The sequence below is a fragment of the Alteromonas sp. H39 genome (genome assembly GCF_047556435.1).
Lineage (GTDB): Bacteria > Pseudomonadota > Gammaproteobacteria > Enterobacterales > Alteromonadaceae > Alteromonas.
In genome coordinates, this window is the sequence record NZ_CP180210.1 from 2,220,677 (window position 1) to 2,241,609 (window position 20,933).

Consider the following 20,933-nt stretch of genomic DNA (forward strand, 5'->3'; position numbering starts at 1 on the left):
AGATGAAGATGAACAAGATATTGTCAACAGGGCTCATCGCCTTTGCTCTAGGCTTCAATAATATGGTAATGGCGCAGTCAAAAGATAACTGGCCGTCTCCTATTCCGAATGAGAACTTTGGTCAGGTACTGTTTGACCGACTCGAGTATACGCGAACTGATGAACAACAAAATCGGGCTGTGTGGGATATGCAGGCCTGGTATGGCGGTGATTATCATCGCTTAGTGTTTAAAAGCGAAGGTGAAAATACCCAAAACGACGGCATGCCCACGGATCTTGAACGCGCCGAGGTACTTTACGGGTACCTCGTTTCTGCTTTCTGGTCTGTGCAGGTCGGCGTTGGTACGAAAGGCGAAATGTCGTCAGATGCAGACATGGAAAATTATGCGGTGATCAGTTACCAGGGACTCGCCCCCTATTGGTTTGAAATGGAAAACTCACTTCGTATCAACGAAGACGGTGACATGCAGTTCATCAATGAAACAGAATACGACTGGCAGTTAAGTCAGGTTTCCTATCTGCAACCGCGCCTGGAAGTAGTAGCTAACCTCACCGATTCGGAAAAATATAACCGTCAAAGCGGGCTGAGTAACATTCGTATCGGTTTGCGATACCGCCATGAGATAGTGAGGGAGATAGCGCCCTATGTTGGCGTTTATTACAGCAAAGCCTTAGGGAATACAGCTGATGCGTTAAAAGCAGACGGCGAGTCAACCAGTGAAACTGGCGTAGTAGTAGGGGCTAGGATCTGGTTCTAACACCACGCATAAAAAATAGCCGAAAACATATTTCGGCTATTTTCTCTGTCTACTACGGGAGAGCCAGCAGCGTTCATTCATTATGGTTATTACGCATTATTTGTACTTCACTAGCGAAGATGTGCAGTATGAGCTGCATATTAAATATGCATTATTTTCAACTAACTCTTAACGTTTGAAATATTATCGTATCAGTATATTGAAGGGCATACTAATGATATATCATCCCATCTTCTCTTTAACTGAGATAGATTTTAAAAAAGGAGGATAGGTTAAGGGTAAATATTTGTGAGACTTACTATTATCTATTCGACGTCGGATTTATTAGCATCAAACTTCGCTTAGTAAAAATAACAAAACCACCACTGATTGCGATGCTAATAATCGAAAAATCCTCAAAAATCACTCTACCGGGAAGGAAGCTATGGTCGAAGTCTGTTACCTCTGCTTCACTGGTAATATAAAGCTGCTTATCTAACTCGACGAGGATACCAAAATGCCCATACTGACGAAGCGCTTGCCTGAAACGGGTCGTGCTTTCACTCCAAGTAACGAACCTTCGCTCTGTTGAAGGGATTGCCTGATAAGACGACAGGGCTTTTACTTGTGGTATCGCCTTGTCATAAATTTCATTAAAATCATTCAGCAGCTTCTCAAGCAGTGACTCTGCGAGCAACTGAGACTTTACCATTAAAGATGAAATAGTTTCGTTATGATCAATATCAAATTTCTCTTGAACAAGAATATCTCCATCGTCTGGAGTCTCGGTGAGTTTGTGTATGGTAACGCCTGCATATTCTGGGTTATCAATCAAATATGTCAAAGGCGTGGGTCCCTTTCCTTTGGGTAATAATGATGGGTGAATATTGACGGCATATTGTACATCTGTCTTTGGTAATATATAACCATAATCAGCTACGATAAAAATAGTTGTATCAATACTTATATATTGATTAAGAATCTCTTTTACCGGTCGGTCTGAACGCCACTTTATGTTATTCTCATCTGAAATTTTCTTAATGAAGTTCGCGTTACCTTGTAAGTCATTAATAAAAACGACTTCAATACTTATTCTTTTTCTGATTAAAAGTGATAAACAGTTCGAAAACAAATCACTTCCAAAATAAATGATCTTCATATTTGACAGACTCTCTCACATGCTAACTGCAAAGACATTAAAGCTGATGCATTATGGAATAAACATGTCGGTAATGACCATTCCCTTGTTCGAGCACAAGGTTCGCCCCATTGTTTAAACCCCGAATTGAATTATCGTTTTGTATTCTCACTTATCACCTCATCAATATATGTGATGCTACCACTTAATTCAGTGAGCAGGGTTGAACTGTCGCTACGTAATTTTCCTGTCACAGTTAGTTATTCACTTAGGTGAATAATTAGACCTAGAAGATAAAGCGAGGCAAACAATATAGGCTGGTGTAACAAATAGATTAATAAAGAATGTCGGCTGCTCCACGCCATAACATCCGGTAACTTAATTCTTCTGAGCGGATCCTGCCTGAACCAGGATTGATGCGCCAACCATATACCGAACAGGGGTAACGCCAGCCAAGGAAAGGGGGAAACAAGGTCCTGAGTATAACTAGGTAGATGTTCTTTAAAAAGCGAAAACGACCAATTTAAAGGGACAAACTCTCCAAAAAATGCCACAAGAACAATAATACCGCTTATAACACACAGATTGGGACACCGCCGTACCCAGGTTAATATTAACGTCGCAACAGTAATAAAGTGCAAAACACCAAAATAAATCCAGCTTTCTGGCGTCATGATAAGTGAACTCATCGTAACTACTAACGATGCAATACTCAGTAAGAGAAGACGGTTCAGGTATTTTTTTATCGCTAGTTTGTCTGAAAAAGAGAACACGAGCGATGCGCCAACTGACAATAAAAATAAACTTACTATCAACGCTCGCCATTCTCGCCAACCGCTACCTGTAGGTATTTCGGTATTAATGTAGCCAAAAAATGTGAGGTCAAAGATGATATGAAACGCCACCATCATCACAATGGCGGCAGCCCTCATAAAATCTAACGTTTTATTTCTTGGCACGATTTCGGCTCGAGGAATGGGTATGGATCACTTTCCATTCATCGTCGACCCTTTTAAACAAGAAGGTCTGAAAACCGGTTTTATCAAACTTTTTGCCTGATTTTCTGACCTCTCCCTTAACCACTGTGTCTGCTAATGCCCAGGCAAAGTCGCCTTCAATGTGAACGTCGATGTTATTGTAATCAATATCCAGAAACGCCAGCGCATCTTTTTCAGGCTCCACATGATGCTCAACGAGATCATCCAAGCCCACATTTTGCCCCCCCGACTCAATATAACGTGCGCCTTTAAAATCAAGGAAATGCTTTCTAAACGGTTTTCCATCGCCATTTTCCCAGCCATAATCTATCTGGCTGATGATGTGCTTAATCTGAGCTTCATTGCTATGATGGGCTTCTTCATGCGCAATTCCAAAAAAAGACATTGTTAAAAGTAAAATTGTTGTTATTTTTTTAAACATTTTTGTTTTCCTTTAGTGGGCCCAATGAATAGGACAATTTTCCAAACTTCTTTGTGTTTTGATAAATATTTTTTCAATTTGTCCTACATCCGCTTGGACAAAGTTAATTAAACTGTTCCTCGTACGTACTCACTTTCTTATAAACCTTACTTGACCCATCATTCATTAACAGGAGTATTTCGTAGGGTTGAAAGCGATCATTAAATTCCATTCCAGGACTTCCTAGCGGCATGGCAGGTACACTTAATCCCACCACGTTTGGCAAAGGATTAGCCTGAAATTGTCGAATAAATTTAGCAGGGATGTGACCTTCAAATACAACACCATGCTGATCTACCGCTGTATGGCAAGATTGATAACGAGGCTCGATTGAATATTGAGCCTTAACTGAAGTTAAGTGTTCATGGTTTATGATTTTTGTCTCAATTCCAGCTTCCTCTATGTGACTTACCCATTTTTTACAACACCCGCAAGACGAGGTTTTGTGAACAGTTAATTGATAAAGATCCTGTGCTACCGCACTCAACGAAAAATGCGCAGTTGCAAAAATTAACGCAGACAAAAATGCTGACTTTTTAGTAATTTTGTATTTCATTGTTTCCCCCCGGGAATGCAGTTCATGGTGCGCAAAGGCCCCCATTTAATTTTGACAGAATAAGACTATGCGCTTTCGATGCGCACTAACAATAGCTTAGGAAAGTTTTGGAGGGCGTAGGTAGGGTTTCGACATTACTTCGAAGCTGGGTTGGTCAGTCATTTGAATTTTGCCATCAGGCGTGTGAGCAGATGCCAGAAATAGAACCGGAACAATAACAGAAACTTGATGACAGACCGTCACAAGACAGTTGCATTCATCGGGGCAGTGTTGACCGGAGTCATTCGAGTGAAAGTGATGAACTGAATCAACGATTTCGCCCGAAAAAGAATGGGCTGTCGATTGGGCAGAACTTGCCATGACATTGTGATGACTATCCATTTCACATTGCGGAGACGCAACCACGAGTGATTGAGCCATAAGCGCAACCACACAGAAAATTAACACAGTAACTCTGCTAATAATATGTTTCATCACCCCAGCAAGGTAGCAAATTATAAAGATATGTACAACATTAAACACTCAAATCTCTCTGTTAGTTGACGAACCACTGGCCTTATCATTAATTTGTTTGATAGTTTTGATATTTAAAAGATGAGCGCTGCCCTGAGTTTGATCGTTGCGACACATCTCTTGCGTTTTGATCTATTTTCAGTGGAAAAACTTTAAAGGTAAAACAAGACAACTCGTTCAGGTGTGATATGTGGAATGCTAAATAGTCTAAACAAAACGAACAATCCAATTCCATACCAGAAAACTTTACCCAATTAGCGAAAGAGGATGATTGACGATGAATGATCACGAGCATTCAAACAGTAAAGATTCGTTAAGTCTTTGGGGCGCAGTGTCAATGGGAACCGGTGTGATGATTGGCGCAGGTATATTTGCCTTAACCGGTCAAATTGCTGAGCTGGCTGGCACATGGTTTCCTTTTGCGTTCCTGGTAGCGGCAATAATTGCAGGGTTTAGCTCATACAGTTACGTCAAAATGGCGCAGAAATACCCTTCCGCAGGGGGTATCGCCATGTTCTTAAAAAAAGCTTATGGCAGAGGCCTGATGACCGGAGCCTGCGCATTGCTGATGTTTTTTTCCATGGTTATCAATGAAAGTCTTGTTGCCCGTACTTTTGGCACTTATGTTCTACAGCTGTTCGACACCCAGGGCGCTGAGTGGCTCATTCCAGCACTTGGGGTAAGTCTTCTTATTGTTGCGTTCATTGTCAATATTCTCAGCAATCAATTCATTCAGACGCTTTCGTTTATTATGGCTTTTATCAAAATAGCCGGGCTGGCGATTTTGGCAATAGGCGGGCTGTGGGCAACTGGTTTGTCGTTTGAGAGTGTTTCAGCACACCCCCAGGAAACCAGCGCAACCGGATTTCTGGGGGCAGTAGCACTGGGTATTTTGGGCTACAAAGGCTTCACAACAATCACAAACAGCGGCGGAGAGCTAAAACAACCGGAAAAAAATGTAGGAAGGGCCATCATCATTTCTATTTCGATCTGTGTGGTACTTTATGTTTTTGTGGCGGTCGCAGTAGGAGCAAACCTGTCAATTGACGAAATAATACAGGCTAAAGACTACTCTTTAGCTGAGGCATCACGACCTGCCTTCGGCCAGTATGGCGCATGGTTTACTATAGCCTTTGCGATTATTGCCACCTCTTCCGGTGTCGTTGCCAGCATATTTGCAGTTTCTCGCATGCTATCGATGCTTACATCAATGCAACTTGTGCCTCATCGTCACTTTTCGTTACCAGGAGATTTAAGAAGACATTCCTTAATTTATACGTTGGTAATCGCGATCATTCTGACCATATTCTTTGATTTAAGCCGTATAGCCTCGATCGGTGTAGTTTTTTACATCGTAATGGATATTTTCATCCATTGGGGCGTGTTTAAGCATTTGCGAGAAGACGTACACGCTAAAGCCTGGATCCTAGTAAGCGCGATTATTCTCGATTTCGTTGTCCTTTTGGCGTTTTTGTGGGTGAAAGCAAAGTCAGATATCTTCATTGTTTGGGTTTCTGTGGCCGGAGTTCTTATTGTATTTGCGGCTGAGAAGTGGTTTCTAAAGCTACACGCGTATGAAGAAGATGACAAAAATTATAACTGATGTGAGTCACTGTGCAGTATACGAATCACGCCCACTGGAAAATACAACCGTAGAAGCGGGCTGAATAACGGTCGAAACAGTGTGCCCTGCTGTCATCGGGCAGTAAGGGGAATAACCGGCATTAGCGCGCCGGTTATTTCTTCTCGCGGCATCCTTTAGCCGCTTTTTTGTTGCTTTATTGTATCCAGTATTTCAGCAAACTCTTGTCCCTGCTGCTTTGACTCAGAAGACTGGCTACAGCCCGATTTCTCTGTACTGGGTTGGTCGAGTAATTGCGCAGCGGGCTGCAAGGTTTCTGGATTACTAGTGATCATAGGTGCCTCACTGGTTGGTTAAAAACATTAATACGCAAATACTGTTCCGAAGTTAAGATTTTTAGAGCGAAGTATTTACAAAACCATGCGTCCTGAAGTTGTATATCATACATTATTGGCAATAAACCATCCCAACTTACTGGCTAACAACACACACTGATTTCCCCCTATTATTACACCAACTTCGCATTTGCCATGCCTTTCCAGTCTGTGTGTGCCACACATCATCTGTTGTGGAAAACAAGAGGCGCTGTCAGTATGAAAATATTATTTGGAGAGCTTCGGCAAGCTCTTGGCTTCGCTTAAGATGAATTAGTCTACGTCGTGTTACAGTTTACCCCAATCAACTCTCTAAATGGCCTGTTCATCCCCCTTCATCGCGATCAGTCTGAACAGCAGTGAGCTGGGTTAGGCTTTTTATTTGCAGTAACTGCTCAACAAATGTCTCTTTTGCTTTCAATGCTGTACTCAGTTGAATATTACTGTGACGTAATTGTTCCATTTCTGCTTGTTGCGTCAAAACTTGACGCTTATATCCAGCAAGCTTTTCGCTTTGTGCTATCACCACCACCTCTTTTTGTTTCAAATTACCTTGTATCACTGTTAACTCACTCTTGAGCTGAGCGGCATGCTGCTGCTCCTTTTCAAGATTTTGACGGGCGCTGGACAACTGCTCATGTGTCACCTGCAACCTGGCTTCTAGCGAAGCGTGGTTATGCATTGCCTTATCGAGGCTTTCCTGAACAACAGCAACCTGCTGCTGCGCCTTGCGCAATTCAGCCTGCACCAGTTGCACCTGATGCTCGTGACGTTGCAGATCTTGTTCGCGCTGTGTTTTCGTTGCTGCTCTGAAATGTTCCAGCGCTTCCCGGGCATGGGTATGCTTTTGCTCTAGCGAGGCAATATGAGCTTGCCGTTCGCTTAGACGCTGATGCAACCCTGATTCTTTTTCGGTAGCCTGACCCAGCGAGATCCTCAGTTGCTCTCTTTCTTCACGGAGTGACGCCCCGATACTCTCCAGCTCATTGACTTGCGCGATAAGCGACGCGCTTTGCGCCTGAGCGCTGGCGAGCGCGTCCTCCAGCTCCTGTTTCTGGGTCTGCCATTGCTCTCGCTCATTTTGATAGCGTGCCTCATTCTGTTCGATACGCTCTTTCGCTTCTTCTTGCAGGCGGTTGGCAACCTGACCAATCAACTGGCCCAGCTCGGCAGACAGAGCGTCCAGATTATCCATCTTCACCTGGTGGTTTTGGTCTAGTTCATTCAGGTAGCGGCTGATGGTCGTCTTTGAACCGGTATTACCCAGCTCTGCGCGCACCGCATCAATGGTTACAGCCTGCTGCCGCGCTTTCAGTGCTGCCTTAGCGGCCTGTACTTGCTTTTTGGATATTCCGGTTCTAGCCATGCATTTCATACCGTATTACATAATATGTATATACACATAATAGTACGTTTTGAGAAACGCGCAATAAGGCCATTAATTAAGATGATATAATAGTAGATTATCTATTGTGATAGACATTTTTGGACGATATGATGAGATAAAGTCGTACATAACACGCATATATGCCCGATTCTAAAAATATTGATTTAGTGAGTTTTTACGTCAACGCAGCCACTCGCGAAAATACGGTACGCAGTTACCGTACCGCCATTGAACACTATGAGCGTCACTGGGGGGGACTCTTACCTGCCACTCCAACTGCGATTGCACAGTATCTCAGTCACTACGCTGATAAGCTGACTTCAAGCACCTTAGCACACCGGTTGGCCGTACTTGCAAAATGGCATCATGAATACGGTTTTCCAGATCCTACGAAAGCACCATTAGTAAAAAAAGTAATGAAAGGTATCCGAGCAACGCATGCATACCAAACCAAGCAGGCTCGGCCTCTCCAATTAGAAGAATTGAAAATCATTATTCAGTGGCTTGAGGAGTCGATAAAGGAGTCAAAGGATTATAGGAAAGGCTTGAGACTCATTCGAAATAAAGCCATTCTGCTACTCGGGTTCTGGCGTGCTTTTCGAGCAGATGAGCTCACTAATATCCATGTTGAGTACGTGACCATGATCCCCAACAAGGGAATGTCACTGTATTTTCCTACTACGAAAGGCGATAGGGATAATAAAGGGGTGACCTATAAAGTTCCAGCTTTGCAAAAACTCTGCCCTGTCACTGCTTATCAGGACTGGGTTACGGCCGCTGAATTAAGCAAAGGACCGCTATTTGTAGGGATCGACCGCTGGGGACATTTTAATCATAAGAGCATGACATCCAATACAATCATTAATATTGTTCGAGAGTGTGCAAGTGGTGCTGGACTATTACACCCTGATGCCTTTAGTAGTCATTCGTTACGACGGGGGTTCGCATCCTGGGCCGACAGTAATGGCTGGAGCCTTAAAGAGCTTATGGAATATGTAGGTTGGAAAGATCCAAAAACGGCGCTTCGTTACATTGGTTCATCGCATAAGATTCAGCAACACTTTATTGAACAGCTAAAATAATGCAGTACAGTGACTGGGCCACTTCATCATGAGTTTTAAGCATGAATTCAGTATAGATTGAACTTGGACACTAAACGTCTTGCGCAAGTTTAATAAACTTCTCAGCACTAAAATTACTTTAGATAAACTGCAAGGTGATTGTGGCTGAGCTAAACAGTCGAACATTTTGTAATGTAACCAAATAATCAGACCTCCTAGCTGGCCTCGAGATCCGTCGCTGGTATTTATATCTCTATGACAACAATCAATGAAACCGCTTACCCGCGCATTAAACCTAACATGAGTCAGTCTGAATTACAGTCTGTATATACACCCACCCCCGAGGATATTGCCTATGTTCGCCAGCAGCGCCGGCGCAAATTGGATCAGCTTGCCCTGTTAGTCCATATTAAATTAACTCAGCGTTTGGGGTATTTTCTCAAGTCTCCTGACATCCCTAACAAGATTATTAGTCATATTTCTGAGCAGATGAAAATGAGGAGCGCTCCGAGAAAGTACTTATCACGGTTCGATAGAGGTGGAAGTCGAACCCGGTTAAAGGCTTTAGTGAGAAGGTATCTAGACATTAAGCTAATTGAAAGCAATGATAAAACAACATTATTGCTTCATAAGCTGTCATCCGAAGCATCTGAGAAAAAGCATGAAATCGCTGATATTATCAATATAGTCATTGAAGGGTTGGTTAAACAGCGCTATGAATTACCCGGCTTCTCAACTCTGGTAAAATACGCTAAATCAGCTAAAAAGCAAGTCAACGATGCCTATTTCAAGCAAACGCATAGAAAGCTGAATCATGAGCTGACAGCTGAGTTGGATAGAATGCTTAATAGCTCTGGAAGTAAAACACGCTGGGACTCGATTAAACGAGAAGTTAAAAAACCCACGAATAAAGAAGTCAAAAGCTACCTTCAACATTTACAATGGTTACAAGGCCTAGTCGAACGCTTACCAAATATGGAGTTCCTACCGTTAACGAAGAAACATCATTTCACTTTAGAGGCTCGTTCATTGGATGCTTTTCACTTAAAAGAAATGAAGCAGGCCAAACGTTACACACTGATGGTGTTGATGATCCAATCAAAATTAAGTCAATCCTTAGACGACGTGGCGGGTATCTTTAAACGAAAATTGAATAAGTTGCACCAATCTGCGGAGACCCGACTGATGGAATACCATCAGGAGCATACACAGCGAACGGAAAAACTTATCAGCCAGTTTCGTAATGTCTTAAAAACTTATGGTGATAATGAAGCTGGCGTACCGCCATCACTGTCGGATATTCGAAACGCCATGAGCGAAGAGCCAGCGATACTATTAGCTGAGTGTGAAGAGCACTTAGCCTATGCTGGAAATAATTATTATCCCTTTATGCTTAAATTGTATAAACCGCAACGTGCCCAGCTTCTGAACTGTTTGGAGCTTTTAGAGTTAGGGTCATCATCTGAAGATAGCTCGATTCTACTGGCGCTAGAAACCATTCTGGAGTATCGAAATACCCACAAGCAGGAACTGGGTCACTATGAGGAGTTTGTCGCGCAGCCCTGGGTGAACGATAAATGGAAGAAGCTGATATTCAACGCAGACACGAAAACGGTCAACCGTAAATACTTTGAGTTGTGTGTTCTGTCTCGGATCAAGAATGAACTCAGCTCAGGTGATTTATTCATTCGTTACAGCCTGGAACATTCAGATTATCGCAAAGAACTAATCAGTTGGGATGAATACGAGCAAGGTTTATCTGAATATACTGACATGCTAGGTTTTTCAAAGGATAGCAAAACCTTTGCAACTGAATTAAAGAAAACTCTCAGCGAATTATCAACTCAGGTGGACGAGCAATTTCAATCCAATGAGTTTCTTGATTTCAATAATGATCAGCTTGTGATTAGAAGACATCAGAATATCCCTGAGCCCCAACAACTCAAGAAGCTTGATGAAGCCTTACGGGACTCTCTTGAGGAAAAGAGCATTGTCGATATTCTGGTAGAATCCGAGCAATGGCTGGACGCCCACAAATTGTTTAAGCCTGTATCTGGATTTGAAAGCAAACTTGATAATCCTCGTAAACGCTTTATATCGACCCTTTTTTGTTATGGCTGCAATCTTGGGCCAACTCAAACAGCTCGCTCAATCAAGACCTTAAGCCGTAAGCAAGTTGCTTGGCTGAATTTAAAGTATGTCACTGAAGAGAAACTTGAAAAAGCTATTGTAAAAACCGTGAATGCTTATAACAAGTTTGAGCTGCCATCCTTCTGGGGATCAGGTAAATCAGCATCAGCTGATGGTACCAAGTGGAACGTGTACGAACAGAACCTATTATCAGAGTATCATATCCGTTATGGGGGGTATGGCGGTATAGGTTATTATCACGTCTCGGACACTTACATAGCTTTATTCAGCCACTTCATTCCGTGTGGCGTTTATGAAGCTATCTACATCCTTGATGGCCTCATTAAGAATGAATCGGACATACAGCCGGATGTGATCCATGGAGACACTCAAGCTCAAAGCACAACCGTTTTTGGCCTGGCTCATTTGCTAGGTATTGACTTGATGCCCCGAATACGAAACATCAAGAAGCTGGTATTTTACAAAGCTGACGGTCGAACCAAGTACAAGCATATAAACCGTTTGTTCCGAGGTAATATCAATTGGTCATTGATTGAACGACACCTGCCCGATATGTTACGTGTGGCACTGTCTATTCAGGCAGGAAAAATATCACCGTCTACAATTTTAAAACGTTTGGGAACTTACAGCCGTAAAAACCGACTGTATTTTGCCTTTCGTGAGTTGGGTAGAGCGATACGAACTATATTCTTACTGAAGTACATTAGCGATGTCGAGCTCAGGCGCACCATTCATTCTGCTACCAATAAAAGTGAAGAGTTCAATAACTTCACCAAGTGGTTGTTCTTTGGGGGTGACGGTATTATTGCGGAAAATGTGCGACATGAACAGCGGAAGGTCATTAAGTATAATCAGCTTGTGGCTAATCTGGTTATTTTGCATAACGTTCAATCCATGACAGAAGTTCTGTCGCAATTGAAACAACGTCAAATGCCAATTTCAGAAGAGGTGTTGAAGTTTCTTTCGCCATATCGAACTGAGCATATTAATCGCTTCGGCGATTACCATCTCGATTTAAGTAAAAAGCGAAAGCCCCTAAACTACAAACTTGACATCATAAAAAGCCAAAGCCCGCAGTAATACGGTTGGACGAGATTTTACATTTTGTTGTATACAGCGTCGGTAAATATATTAAATGGAAAACTTCAAATAGACTTATCTGATAACTTCGCAAAGCAAAATCAACAGTTTGACTTGAATTTTTCTTTTAATTCAAGTGGTTAATTATTTTATTGGTCGATTTGTTACGAATCGTGGCCGTACCTCTTATACATAACCTGGAAAACCTCCGAGCGTTATGTATAACCAGACAGATGCCATTTTATTGCAAATTTAATCCGGCATAAAAACGGCGCGTTGGCAGATACCCAGAGATCTGCCAACATATCTTCGACAACAGCATTACAGTGATATCTAACGTACAGCGCGCTTTTAAAAGTAGGTCCGGTCTATCGTGTTATGAACATCAAGTAAGTGCACCTGAATATCATCCATCACCTCATGCAGTCTTGCCTGTTTTAAGGTTTGTGTATCCAGTGACTGAAGTTCTGCCCTCACCTTATCCACCGACTCCTGCACGAGCTCTGGCTTGGGCAATTCAGAAACACACTTGATAATTTGACCCAGCGAGTGACTAAGCGAACGAGGAAACGTATCTCGCTGCAATAAGAACTCCAGAATATCAGCGCGCTGGATACGCAAACGCATTTCCTGCCTGTACATCTGATACGCTGTTAGTGACTTAAGCACGCCCATCCACTGAATATTCTCAAAGGCGGTGTGATCTTCAGCGAGTTGTGGTAGCAACGAGGCTGAGCGAACATCAATAATGCGCGTAGTCATGTCTGCACGCTCAAGATGCCTGCCTAGTCGCAAAAAAGCATACGCCTTATCGCGGTTCATAGTGCCGCCTACCAGACCGGTAATGGTCTGGTTTCCGGTTATAACCCGATTCAGGCAATTAAAGCGATGTCGACGGGTTAATACACTCTGACCATCTTCTTTCGCCTGAAGGTGTAGCTGATTAATTAACTCCCAGGCTTCGGAAGGAATTATTTCCCGAACAATTCGCGCATTTTCTCTGGCGCTTGCCAGCGAATTAATAATTGAGCCAGGGTTTGTGGCATCCGTTACCATAAAACGGATTACGCTTTTTTCGTCAGGCTCACTGTAGCGTTCATAAAATGTATCGCGAAACGATAACATATCGATGATAGGTTCCCAGCCAAGTGTCACGTTCTTTGGCAGATCCAATAATAAGTGTGTATTCACCTGAATTAATCTTGCGGTATTTTCTGCCCGCTCAAGGTATCTGGCCATCCAGTAAATATGATTAGCAACACGTGATAGCATCTGATTAGGCCTCCATATCCACAATCCAGGTGTCTTTACTTCCGCCACCCTGTGAAGAATTAACGACGGTAGATCCTTTGCGCATGGCCACGCGGGTTAACCCCCCGGTTGTGACAGAAACACTGCTGCCCGACAAGATAAAGGGTCGCAAGTCTAAATGGCGGCCTTCTGCTTTTGTATCAATGAGTGTGGGTGCCGTCGATAACAATAACATGGGCTGTGCCACATAATTTCGCGGGTCACGACGAATAAGCCGGACAAATTTTTCCCGTTCGGCTTTTGTCGCATGCGGTCCAATTAACATGCCATAACCACCAGACTCATTGGCCGGCTTCACAACCATCTCGTCAATGTGCTCAATAACATAATCACGCTCCTCTTTATTAATACACTTATACGTCGGAACATTTTCAAGCAGCGGTTCCTCGTTCAGGTAGTAGCGAATAATCTCGGGAACAAATGCATAAACAACCTTGTCGTCTGCTACGCCCGCACCAGGTGCGTTGGCAAGGCCAACATTCCCAGCTTTCCATGCGCGCATAAGCCCTTTCACGCCTAGCATTGAGTCTTCACGAAAAGCTTCCGGATCCAGAAAAGCATCGTCAATTCGCCGATAAATAACATCAACCCGCGACAGTCCTTCCACCGTCCGCATGTAAACGATATCGTCATCGTCAACTACCAGATCACTGCCGACTACCAGCTCAGCACCCATTTGCTGCGCCAGATAAGCGTGTTCGAAATACGCTGAGTTGAAGATCCCCGGAGTCAATACGACAATTTCTGGCTGCTCAACATCCCGCGGTGAGAGTTCACACAGCATGTTATATAATTGCGACGGGTAATCATCGACTGGAAGAATGTTATACTTTTCAAAGAGCTCGGGGAAAACGCGTTTCATAACATGGCGATTTTCGAGCATGTAAGAAACACCGGAAGGAACACGTAAGTTATCTTCCAGGACGAAAATGGTGCCATGCTGGTCGCGAACTAAATCAGAACCACAAATATGCGCCCATACCCCAAGAGGCGGAGATATCCCCATACATTCGGGCAGGAAGTTTTTCGATTGGGTTAAAATAGATTCGGGAACGATATTGTCTTTAATCACATTCTGATCGTTGTAAATATCGTCGATAAACATGTTGAGCGCTTTAACACGTTGTTTCAGGCCCTTTTCCACTTCCTTCCATTCACTTTTATCGATAATTCTCGGAATAATGTCAAAAGGCCAGGCCCGGTCAATCGAGCCCTCTTCCTCTGAGTAGACAGTAAAGGTTATCCCCATTACGTGAATCGCTGAAGATGCTGCAGTTTTATAATCCAGCAACTCTGCATCTGACAAGGACCGAAGATACTGACATAGCTCTTTTGCAGCCGGCCGCGGCTTATTTCGCCCTTCAATGAGCTCATCAAAGAACGGCCCGGTCTTATAGTTTCCCCACCTGATCGCCATATTCGTTCCCTTTTCCGAGTTGTTCAGAATTTATACTTATCTAATCTTGTTTGGTTCGAAAAATCAATAAGGTACTGTGAGTTAACCTTTATTAAGCAGTGGAAGGTGTGATTGAAAATAGAAACCGAATCAACGCGCTCAAGGATAAGGGCTCTCTCAACAGCTAACATTAAATCCCATAATTTTTGATTGCGAAAAGTATCAACACACGCCATGCTATGTGACTATGATTCGTTATTTTTCAGAGGATTAACGTGACCTATTGTCTTGCCATTAAAGTCAATAAAGGTGTGGTGTTCGCATCAGACTCACGGACAAATGCGGGCGTAGATTACATCGCCACGTACAGTAAAATGACGCGTTTTGTCTGGCCTGGAGAACGCGTAATTGTGCTACTTACTTCAGGCAGCCTGGCTACGTCTCAGGCAGTAGTGAATGCGATTAAGCGTGATCTAGAAGATCCTGAGGCAGAATTTACACTGCGTAGCGGGAAGTACCTGCATCAGGTTGCCCAATACATTGGTGAGCTTAGCCAGAAAGAACAACGACGTCATGAAAAGGCGATGGAGAAAAGTGGCAACAGCGCCGAATCCAGCTTCATACTGGGTGGACAGATTAACGGTAAATCACACGAAATATTTATGATTTATCCGCAGGGTAACTTTGTTTCTACGTCAACCGATACCCCCTACCTTCAGATTGGCGAGAACAAATACGGTAAACCAATCCTCGATCGAATAATTACGCCTAGCACCAGTCTTGAAGACGCTGCCCGATGTGCAATGGTGTCGCTGGACTCTACTATCCGCAGTAATATCTCCGTGGGACCACCAATTGAGCTGTCTATTATGACTGCGGGTACCATGGAGGCCCCCTTCCATCAGACTCTGACAATGAACAGTCCAATGTACAAGTCGATGCAAAAGCAATGGACACAAGGTTTGAAACGTACTTTTAACCGACTCCCCCGGTTTGAATGGGAAAAAAGCTGACGCAAATGTGAGTACATCAGGGGCAAGATGTGTTTGCCCTTGATTTTTCTTGACACGCTATTGCTAAGGGTAGCGTTACTCACCCTGTATGAGATTATGTATATACCTGAGCTTTTCTGATGCTGCCTCGGGAATAAGAAACGGGTAAGCATCATCAAGTCCCATGCTTCTGTTCAAGGCATTAAGTACCGTGGTCAGTCTGCCCCAGTCTTCGACAACACGATCGAAATCGACTTCCTTATTCGGGTTCACAGGCGCATCCACCTGTTGCTTCCCTACCGCCACATCATACTCAACGGCGGTTTCCAATGTATCGACAATATGCAGGTAATGGGCCCAGGACTCGGCCCAGTCTTCCCAAGGATGTGCACTGGCATAAGCGCTGATAAAACGCTCCTGCCAATCTGCAGCAGGCCCGTTTTTATAGTAGGTCTGCAAAGACTGGGTATAATCCTGACGTTCATCTCCAAAAATATCGCGAAACTCATGCAGCTTTTCACTGTCTCGGACAAACCAGTCCCAGTAAAAGTGACCGGATTCATGTCGAAAGTGGCCGACTAAAGTCCGGTATCGTTCGTTCATTCTCTCCCGCATCATAATACGGGAGCTGTCTTCGGCTTCTTTCAGATTCAGAGTGATCATACCGTTGTTATGACCGGTAATAACCGTAGATTTTACGGTAAGTTCCTGCCCGTACTCATCTTCCTCAACATCTTCTAAAAACTGGAACTGAAGTTGCGGTTTACCGGGCCGCTGACTCCAGATAGGAAGTCCCAGCGATATCAATGTAAAAAGCAGGCGTCTTTTTGCATGCTCCATTCGGTACCATCGTTTCGCGTTCAGCTCTTTAGACTGATCTGGAATGATCTTGGTCAATTCACATGAATGACATAAACTTTTATCTGATGTGTTCTCAACCATCCAGTTGCAAATATGATTAGATACATAGTTTACGCAAGGTCGATAACGTTTATCTGACAATGGCGTTATCCAGTCTCCATTGTCTGTAACATCAAACGACGCCATTACCCCCATCTCACTGATGAAACCCAGTGGCCGATTGCAGGAAAGGCATTGCGTGTTGGCAAAGTACACTGTATTACCACACTGGCAGGTAAAGTTTCTCACGTTAGCTCACTGTTATTTGATGACAATTGTAAGCATCATAATTTACTTAGATGACACATTCAGGGCAGGTTGATTACCACTGTAGTATGCCTCTCGGATATCTGCAAAGTTACCGGCGGCTATACCCTCGCTTACAATGCGGGTTAATCTCGCCTGCAACCGCGCGGATAACCCGCGACGAATTGCCAGGTGAAAGTTGTGTGTCTGTTCAGGTTGATAGCTGGATTCGACGATGTCATTTCGCAACCCTTGCGACTGAATGCGGGAGTTGGCACTATCACTAAAATGTACAAAGCCATCTATCCGTTGATGCATCAGCATCGCGATTTTCTGTTCCAGAGACTCGACATTGATTTGAAAGGCCTGTGGCATCGAAAGCAGTGTGTCTGAATATCGCCCTTGTCGGGTAAATGCAATGACGGCATGGTAAAGGGCTTCTTTCGAATCAATATTACTCACATTTTCACGTCGCACATACAGAGTATGCGTTAATGATTCATAAGCTGGAAAAATATAGGTGAATTTCCCTTCCCTACCAGCCTGAAGACCGACCATTAAATCGATATCACCTGACTCAAGCGAATAAAGGCGGCGGGCAAACGGCATCTCTGAAATCTCGACAGGCGTTGCCAGCTTTTTTTCAATGTATTTTAAATATTGAAAATGCAACCCTTTAGGAAAGTCAGGTGAAACTGCACTTTTCAACGATTCGCTATAAGCCGCGCCACTTAGTATCAATGCAATGATAACCGGTACTATACGCCGAAAATTCATCGATATCTTCCGTTTTACGCCAGTGACACTCAATGTCACTTACGCTATCACAATTCTGGCGTCATATCCCATCGGGTGGGTGATAAATAAATCAGTTGCTCCCTTTGTCGAGGCTTTCAACTTTCTCTCTGTTACCGGCGCAGCGTCGGGAACAGTATTTGACCTGCTCCCAGTTCTTCTCCCATTTTTTACGCCAGCTAAAGGGGCGCTGGCACACCGGGCAAACCTTCTGAGGTAAGTCAGACTTCTTCATCTTTACTCAGTTTCTGGAGAAAGATAGCGGCAGACTGCCTTGCAGCATCCAGTTTGTCCTGACTCATTTTCTCGTAGGTACGATAAATCATTGCCATCCGATGGTTGTCACGCAGTTTATCTTCATGCTCGTCGATAAAACGCCAGTAGAGATAATTGAACGGACAGGCATCGTCACCGGACTTTTTACTTACTTTATAACCGCAGTTTTTGCAGTAGTTGGACATTTTGTTGATGTAACTACCACTAGCGATGTAAGGCTTGCTGGCAAGATTGCCACCGTCCGCGTACAAAATCATACCGGCAACATTGGGTAGTTCGACCCATTCATAGGCATCTGCATACACCAGCAGATACCATTCCTGCACTTCCTGAGGATTAAGCCCGGTTAACAGACAAAAGTTTCCAATAACCATCAGGCGCTGTATATGATGGGCATAAGCATTATTTTTTGTTTCCGTTATACATTGCCGCATACAATTCATGTTGGTGTAGCCGTCCCAGAAAAATGACGGCAAGGAGCGGTTATTAGAAAAATAGTTGTCTTTTGCGAGATCTGGCATGAAATGCCAGTAAAAGCCCCGCACGAATTCGCGCCACCCCAGGATCTGGCGGATAAACCCTTCAGCTGAATTTAACGGTGCTTTTTCTTCATAATATGCCGTCTCGGCCCGTTGAATCACTTCTTTCGGAGTGAGTAAACCGCAATTTATATAAAAAGACAGATGGGAATGGTATAGCCAGGGTTTACCCTCCACCATCGCATCCTGATATTTACCGAACGTGGGTAAGCGCTCCTCAATAAACGTATTAAGAACATGCAGCGCCTGCTCACGCGTTACCGCAAAATAAAAATTGTCAATATCACCAAAGTGATCGTCAAATTCCTGCTTCACCAGCGCTATGACATCGTTGGTAATGTCGTCTGGCTCAAAAACTGTTGGCTCAGGTACTTGGTGATCAGCAGGCATGGGTTCGCGGTTTTGAGAATCATAATTCCATTTACCGCCAACCGGCGAATCATCATCCATCAGAATTCTGTAGCGCTTGCGCATTTCGCGATAAAAGAACTCCATACGCAGCTGCTTTCGTCCCTCTGCCCATTGCGCGAAATCTTCGGGACTGGACAAAAAGCGGGGATCATCAAGCACATTTACCGGTACGCCCAATTGATTTGACCACTGCTGCATGCTTTGCTGTAAACGATATTCGCCCGGCTCGGTAACAATGACAGAGTCCAGCGATGGGTGTTTTTCCAGTGTATGTTTTAGCTGTTTGAGCAACGAGCCCTGATTGTCATCATCGTCATACCGGCAGTACTCTACTTGATACCCATTATCTTTTAGTTCTTCTGCAAAGTGACGCATAGCACTAAACAGAAACGCTATCTTTAGTTTATGGTGCTTTACATAGGTTGCCTCTTCCCGCACTTCGGCGAGTAAAAAGATGTCACGGCTTTTCGTGGCATCCTCAACAATGGGTAACGACAGGGTAAGCTGATCGCCAAGTATTAACCGCAAGCTCGCGCTCATTCAGCCTCCTTTGATTTCAGAGAATGCGTCCAGTGCGCGCTGTCGACTGGCCTTCAAGTCTACTAACGGTGCCGGATAGTCCTTACCCAGCTTAATACCCGCTTCTTCCATCACTTTCTCCGGGGCATCCCAGGGTTTGTGGATATATTTATTCGGCAGGCCAGAAAGCTCGGGACAGTAAGTTCTGACGTATTCGCCCTGTTTGTCGAATTTTTCTCCCTGTAACACCGGGTTGAAAATTCGGAAATAGGGTGCAGCGTCTGCGCCAGAACCTGCAACCCACTGCCAGCTTGCGGTATTGCTGGCGATGTCGGCATCAACCAGGCAGTCCCAAAACCAGCGTTCCCCTTCGTGCCAGTCTATCAACAGGTTTTTTACTAAGAACGAACCCACAATCATCCGGACACGGTTATGCATATAGCCGGTTTGCCACAGCTCGCGCATTCCAGCGTCAACAATGGGGATCCCGGTCTGACCGTTTTGCCAGTCGCGTAAATTCGCGGCGCTTTTACGCCATGGGAACTTGTCGAATTTATCGTTAAAGTTTCGGTTCGGTAAGGTAGGAAAATGATAAAGCAGGTAGTAACTGAATTCCCGCCAGCCCAGTTCGCTCAGGAAGGTATCAATGTTTTTATCGTCCGTGTCACCAAACTTGTCCTTGATGGCATACCAGACCTGATTTGGAGAAATTTCTCCAAAGTGTAAATGTGGAGACAGGCGGGATGTGCCGTGAATTGCAGGATGGTCGCGATCTTCTTTATAACGTTTGGCCGACTCTTCGATAAACGTAGCCAATCGGTCAGCCGCGCCTTCTTCGCCAGGCTTCCACTCTTTTGCAATCCCCTCGTCCCAGTTGATGTCCGGGAGAAGTTGTAATTTCTTCAGTGGAATGCCTTTCGCAGGCGCATCATCGTAGGTAATGCGTGCGGGCGGCGCTTTCGGATAGCGTGGAGGCGAAGCATTCAGACATCCTTTGCGATAATAAGGCGTAAACACTTTGTAAGCCCCGCCGTCCTGCTTGCTTATTTCCATCGGCTCCCACAGCAAGCTACCGTTACAACTGGTTACCTGATACCCGGCGTCTTTAAGCGATGATTTCAGGCTTTTGTCGCGTTTGATTTGCCAGGGAGCGTAGCACCGGTTCCAGAATATGCTTGTTGTGCCAAATTCATTCATGAGCTTAGGAATGATGTCTTCTGGATCGCCCTTGAAAATCTGTAAGTGCCCGTTAAGTCGCTGGTTCAATTGTGCAAGGGAATGGTGTAACCACCACGCAGAGGCACCTCCAGGCTCCCTGCCATTAGGAACACTAGTGTCATAGATGTATATGGGAATAATTTTGCCGTGATCACACGCAGCGTTAAGAGCAGGGTTGTCTTTCACCCGTAAATCCTGCCGGAACCACATGAGGCTTACTGGTACTGACATTTTTGTCCTTATTATTAGTCTTCTTGCCCTTCTATTACGTAACTTCTGCACAGGAGATCTGT

General features: G+C 44.2%; 18 protein-coding genes. 5 read left to right on the forward strand and 13 right to left on the reverse strand.

The genetic code is table 11. The annotated features are described in order from the left end of the window. Positions 1 to 8: 8 nt before the first annotated feature. The gene (locus ACLBLI_RS09870; protein ID WP_176582452.1) at positions 9 to 758 is read left to right on the forward strand and encodes a copper resistance protein B; all 750 of its coding nucleotides are present in this window, start codon (positions 9 to 11) and stop codon (positions 756 to 758) included. Positions 759 to 1,059: 301 nt separating this feature from the next. Here the strand turns inward: ACLBLI_RS09870 and ACLBLI_RS09875 are convergent, their stop codons facing one another. The 4 genes from ACLBLI_RS09875 to ACLBLI_RS09890 form a co-directional block, all read right to left on the reverse strand. Beyond that, positions 1,060 to 1,896 (reverse strand): formyltransferase family protein, encoded by an 837-nt coding sequence (locus ACLBLI_RS09875; protein WP_117316667.1) that lies wholly within the window; start codon positions 1,894 to 1,896, stop codon positions 1,060 to 1,062. A 239-nt stretch (positions 1,897 to 2,135) separates the two neighbouring features. Then, the gene (locus ACLBLI_RS09880; RefSeq protein ID WP_232366493.1) at positions 2,136 to 2,834 is read right to left on the reverse strand and encodes a heparan-alpha-glucosaminide N-acetyltransferase; all 699 of its coding nucleotides are present in this window, start codon (positions 2,832 to 2,834) and stop codon (positions 2,136 to 2,138) included. Next, entirely contained in the window at positions 2,821 to 3,294 is a 474-nt protein-coding gene (locus tag ACLBLI_RS09885) for a YybH family protein (protein ID WP_117316665.1), read from the reverse strand. Before ACLBLI_RS09885 ends, ACLBLI_RS09880 begins: the two co-directional genes overlap by 14 nt. A 103-nt stretch (positions 3,295 to 3,397) precedes the next feature. Next, positions 3,398 to 3,889, reverse strand: a complete 492-nt coding sequence (locus tag ACLBLI_RS09890; protein ID WP_117316663.1) for a DUF411 domain-containing protein — start codon at positions 3,887 to 3,889, stop codon at positions 3,398 to 3,400. Positions 3,890 to 4,679: 790 nt separating this feature from the next. Between ACLBLI_RS09890 and ACLBLI_RS09895 the strand changes: the two genes are divergently transcribed. Continuing rightward, the gene (locus tag ACLBLI_RS09895) at positions 4,680 to 6,005 is read left to right on the forward strand and encodes an APC family permease (protein WP_117316661.1); all 1,326 of its coding nucleotides are present in this window, start codon (positions 4,680 to 4,682) and stop codon (positions 6,003 to 6,005) included. A 155-nt stretch (positions 6,006 to 6,160) separates the two neighbouring features. Here the strand turns inward: ACLBLI_RS09895 and ACLBLI_RS09900 are convergent, their stop codons facing one another. Both ACLBLI_RS09900 and ACLBLI_RS09905 read right to left on the reverse strand, forming a co-directional pair. Continuing rightward, entirely contained in the window at positions 6,161 to 6,319 is a 159-nt protein-coding gene (locus ACLBLI_RS09900) for a hypothetical protein (protein ID WP_170145479.1), read from the reverse strand. Positions 6,320 to 6,683: 364 nt separating this feature from the next. Next, entirely contained in the window at positions 6,684 to 7,724 is a 1,041-nt protein-coding gene (locus ACLBLI_RS09905) for a DNA-binding protein (protein WP_170145478.1), read from the reverse strand. Between the two features lie 161 nt (positions 7,725 to 7,885). Between ACLBLI_RS09905 and ACLBLI_RS09910 the strand changes: the two genes are divergently transcribed. Together ACLBLI_RS09910 and ACLBLI_RS09915 are read left to right on the forward strand one after the other, a co-directional pair. Beyond that, the gene (locus tag ACLBLI_RS09910) at positions 7,886 to 8,827 is read left to right on the forward strand and encodes a site-specific integrase (RefSeq protein WP_053909437.1); all 942 of its coding nucleotides are present in this window, start codon (positions 7,886 to 7,888) and stop codon (positions 8,825 to 8,827) included. A 234-nt stretch (positions 8,828 to 9,061) separates the two neighbouring features. Continuing rightward, positions 9,062 to 12,037: a Tn3 family transposase gene (locus ACLBLI_RS09915; protein ID WP_049586311.1), complete on the forward strand. Its 2,976-nt coding sequence runs from the start codon at positions 9,062 to 9,064 to the stop codon at positions 12,035 to 12,037. 351 nt (positions 12,038 to 12,388) lie between these two features. Here the strand turns inward: ACLBLI_RS09915 and ACLBLI_RS09920 are convergent, their stop codons facing one another. After that, positions 12,389 to 13,309, reverse strand: a complete 921-nt coding sequence (locus ACLBLI_RS09920) for an alpha-E domain-containing protein (protein ID WP_414827462.1) — start codon at positions 13,307 to 13,309, stop codon at positions 12,389 to 12,391. 4 nt (positions 13,310 to 13,313) lie between these two features. Next, a complete protein-coding gene (locus tag ACLBLI_RS09925; protein ID WP_414827463.1) occupies positions 13,314 to 14,765 on the reverse strand; it encodes a circularly permuted type 2 ATP-grasp protein in 1,452 nt (483 codons plus the stop codon). A gap of 254 nt (positions 14,766 to 15,019) precedes the next feature. Between ACLBLI_RS09925 and ACLBLI_RS09930 the strand changes: the two genes are divergently transcribed. Then, positions 15,020 to 15,757, forward strand: coding sequence for a peptidase (locus tag ACLBLI_RS09930; protein ID WP_414827464.1), 738 nt, complete (start codon positions 15,020 to 15,022; stop codon positions 15,755 to 15,757). Positions 15,758 to 15,832: 75 nt separating this feature from the next. On the opposite strand, the gene ACLBLI_RS09935 is transcribed toward ACLBLI_RS09930, so the two are convergent. The 5 genes from ACLBLI_RS09935 to ACLBLI_RS09955 all read right to left on the reverse strand — a co-directional run bounded on the left by ACLBLI_RS09935 (position 15,833) and on the right by ACLBLI_RS09955 (position 20,871). Further along, a complete protein-coding gene (locus ACLBLI_RS09935) occupies positions 15,833 to 16,885 on the reverse strand; it encodes a putative zinc-binding metallopeptidase (RefSeq protein ID WP_414827465.1) in 1,053 nt (350 codons plus the stop codon). A 42-nt stretch (positions 16,886 to 16,927) separates the two neighbouring features. Further along, positions 16,928 to 17,659, reverse strand: coding sequence for a substrate-binding periplasmic protein (locus ACLBLI_RS09940; protein ID WP_414827466.1), 732 nt, complete (start codon positions 17,657 to 17,659; stop codon positions 16,928 to 16,930). A 91-nt stretch (positions 17,660 to 17,750) separates the two neighbouring features. Then, complete coding sequence (locus tag ACLBLI_RS09945) at positions 17,751 to 17,912, reverse strand: DUF2256 domain-containing protein (protein ID WP_414827467.1); 162 nt, start codon at positions 17,910 to 17,912, stop codon at positions 17,751 to 17,753. After that, positions 17,899 to 19,443 (reverse strand): cryptochrome/photolyase family protein, encoded by a 1,545-nt coding sequence (locus ACLBLI_RS09950; RefSeq protein ID WP_414827468.1) that lies wholly within the window; start codon positions 19,441 to 19,443, stop codon positions 17,899 to 17,901. Before ACLBLI_RS09950 ends, ACLBLI_RS09945 begins: the two co-directional genes overlap by 14 nt. Continuing rightward, positions 19,444 to 20,871, reverse strand: a complete 1,428-nt coding sequence (locus tag ACLBLI_RS09955) for a cryptochrome/photolyase family protein (RefSeq protein ID WP_414827469.1) — start codon at positions 20,869 to 20,871, stop codon at positions 19,444 to 19,446. Between the last annotated feature and the right edge of the window lie 62 nt (positions 20,872 to 20,933).

Bases quoted from the DNA above. Each gene is read 5' to 3' on its own strand.
- ACLBLI_RS09870 (WP_176582452.1), top strand. From the start codon at position 9: ATGAACAAGATATTGTCAACAGGGCTCATCGCCTTTGCTCTAGGCTTC.
- ACLBLI_RS09875 (WP_117316667.1), bottom strand. From the start codon at position 1,896: ATGAAGATCATTTATTTTGGAAGTGATTTGTTTTCGAACTGTTTATCA.
- ACLBLI_RS09885 (WP_117316665.1), bottom strand. From the start codon at position 3,294: ATGTTTAAAAAAATAACAACAATTTTACTTTTAACAATGTCTTTTTTT.
- ACLBLI_RS09890 (WP_117316663.1), bottom strand. From the start codon at position 3,889: ATGAAATACAAAATTACTAAAAAGTCAGCATTTTTGTCTGCGTTAATT.
- ACLBLI_RS09895 (WP_117316661.1), top strand. From the start codon at position 4,680: ATGAATGATCACGAGCATTCAAACAGTAAAGATTCGTTAAGTCTTTGG.
- ACLBLI_RS09900 (WP_170145479.1), bottom strand. From the start codon at position 6,319: ATGATCACTAGTAATCCAGAAACCTTGCAGCCCGCTGCGCAATTACTC.
- ACLBLI_RS09905 (WP_170145478.1), bottom strand. From the start codon at position 7,724: ATGGCTAGAACCGGAATATCCAAAAAGCAAGTACAGGCCGCTAAGGCA.
- ACLBLI_RS09910 (WP_053909437.1), top strand. From the start codon at position 7,886: ATGCCCGATTCTAAAAATATTGATTTAGTGAGTTTTTACGTCAACGCA.
- ACLBLI_RS09915 (WP_049586311.1), top strand. From the start codon at position 9,062: ATGACAACAATCAATGAAACCGCTTACCCGCGCATTAAACCTAACATG.
- ACLBLI_RS09920 (WP_414827462.1), bottom strand. From the start codon at position 13,309: ATGCTATCACGTGTTGCTAATCATATTTACTGGATGGCCAGATACCTT.
- ACLBLI_RS09925 (WP_414827463.1), bottom strand. From the start codon at position 14,765: ATGGCGATCAGGTGGGGAAACTATAAGACCGGGCCGTTCTTTGATGAG.
- ACLBLI_RS09940 (WP_414827466.1), bottom strand. From the start codon at position 17,659: ATGAATTTTCGGCGTATAGTACCGGTTATCATTGCATTGATACTAAGT.
- ACLBLI_RS09945 (WP_414827467.1), bottom strand. From the start codon at position 17,912: ATGAAGAAGTCTGACTTACCTCAGAAGGTTTGCCCGGTGTGCCAGCGC.
- ACLBLI_RS09950 (WP_414827468.1), bottom strand. From the start codon at position 19,443: ATGAGCGCGAGCTTGCGGTTAATACTTGGCGATCAGCTTACCCTGTCG.
- ACLBLI_RS09955 (WP_414827469.1), bottom strand. From the start codon at position 20,871: ATGTCAGTACCAGTAAGCCTCATGTGGTTCCGGCAGGATTTACGGGTG.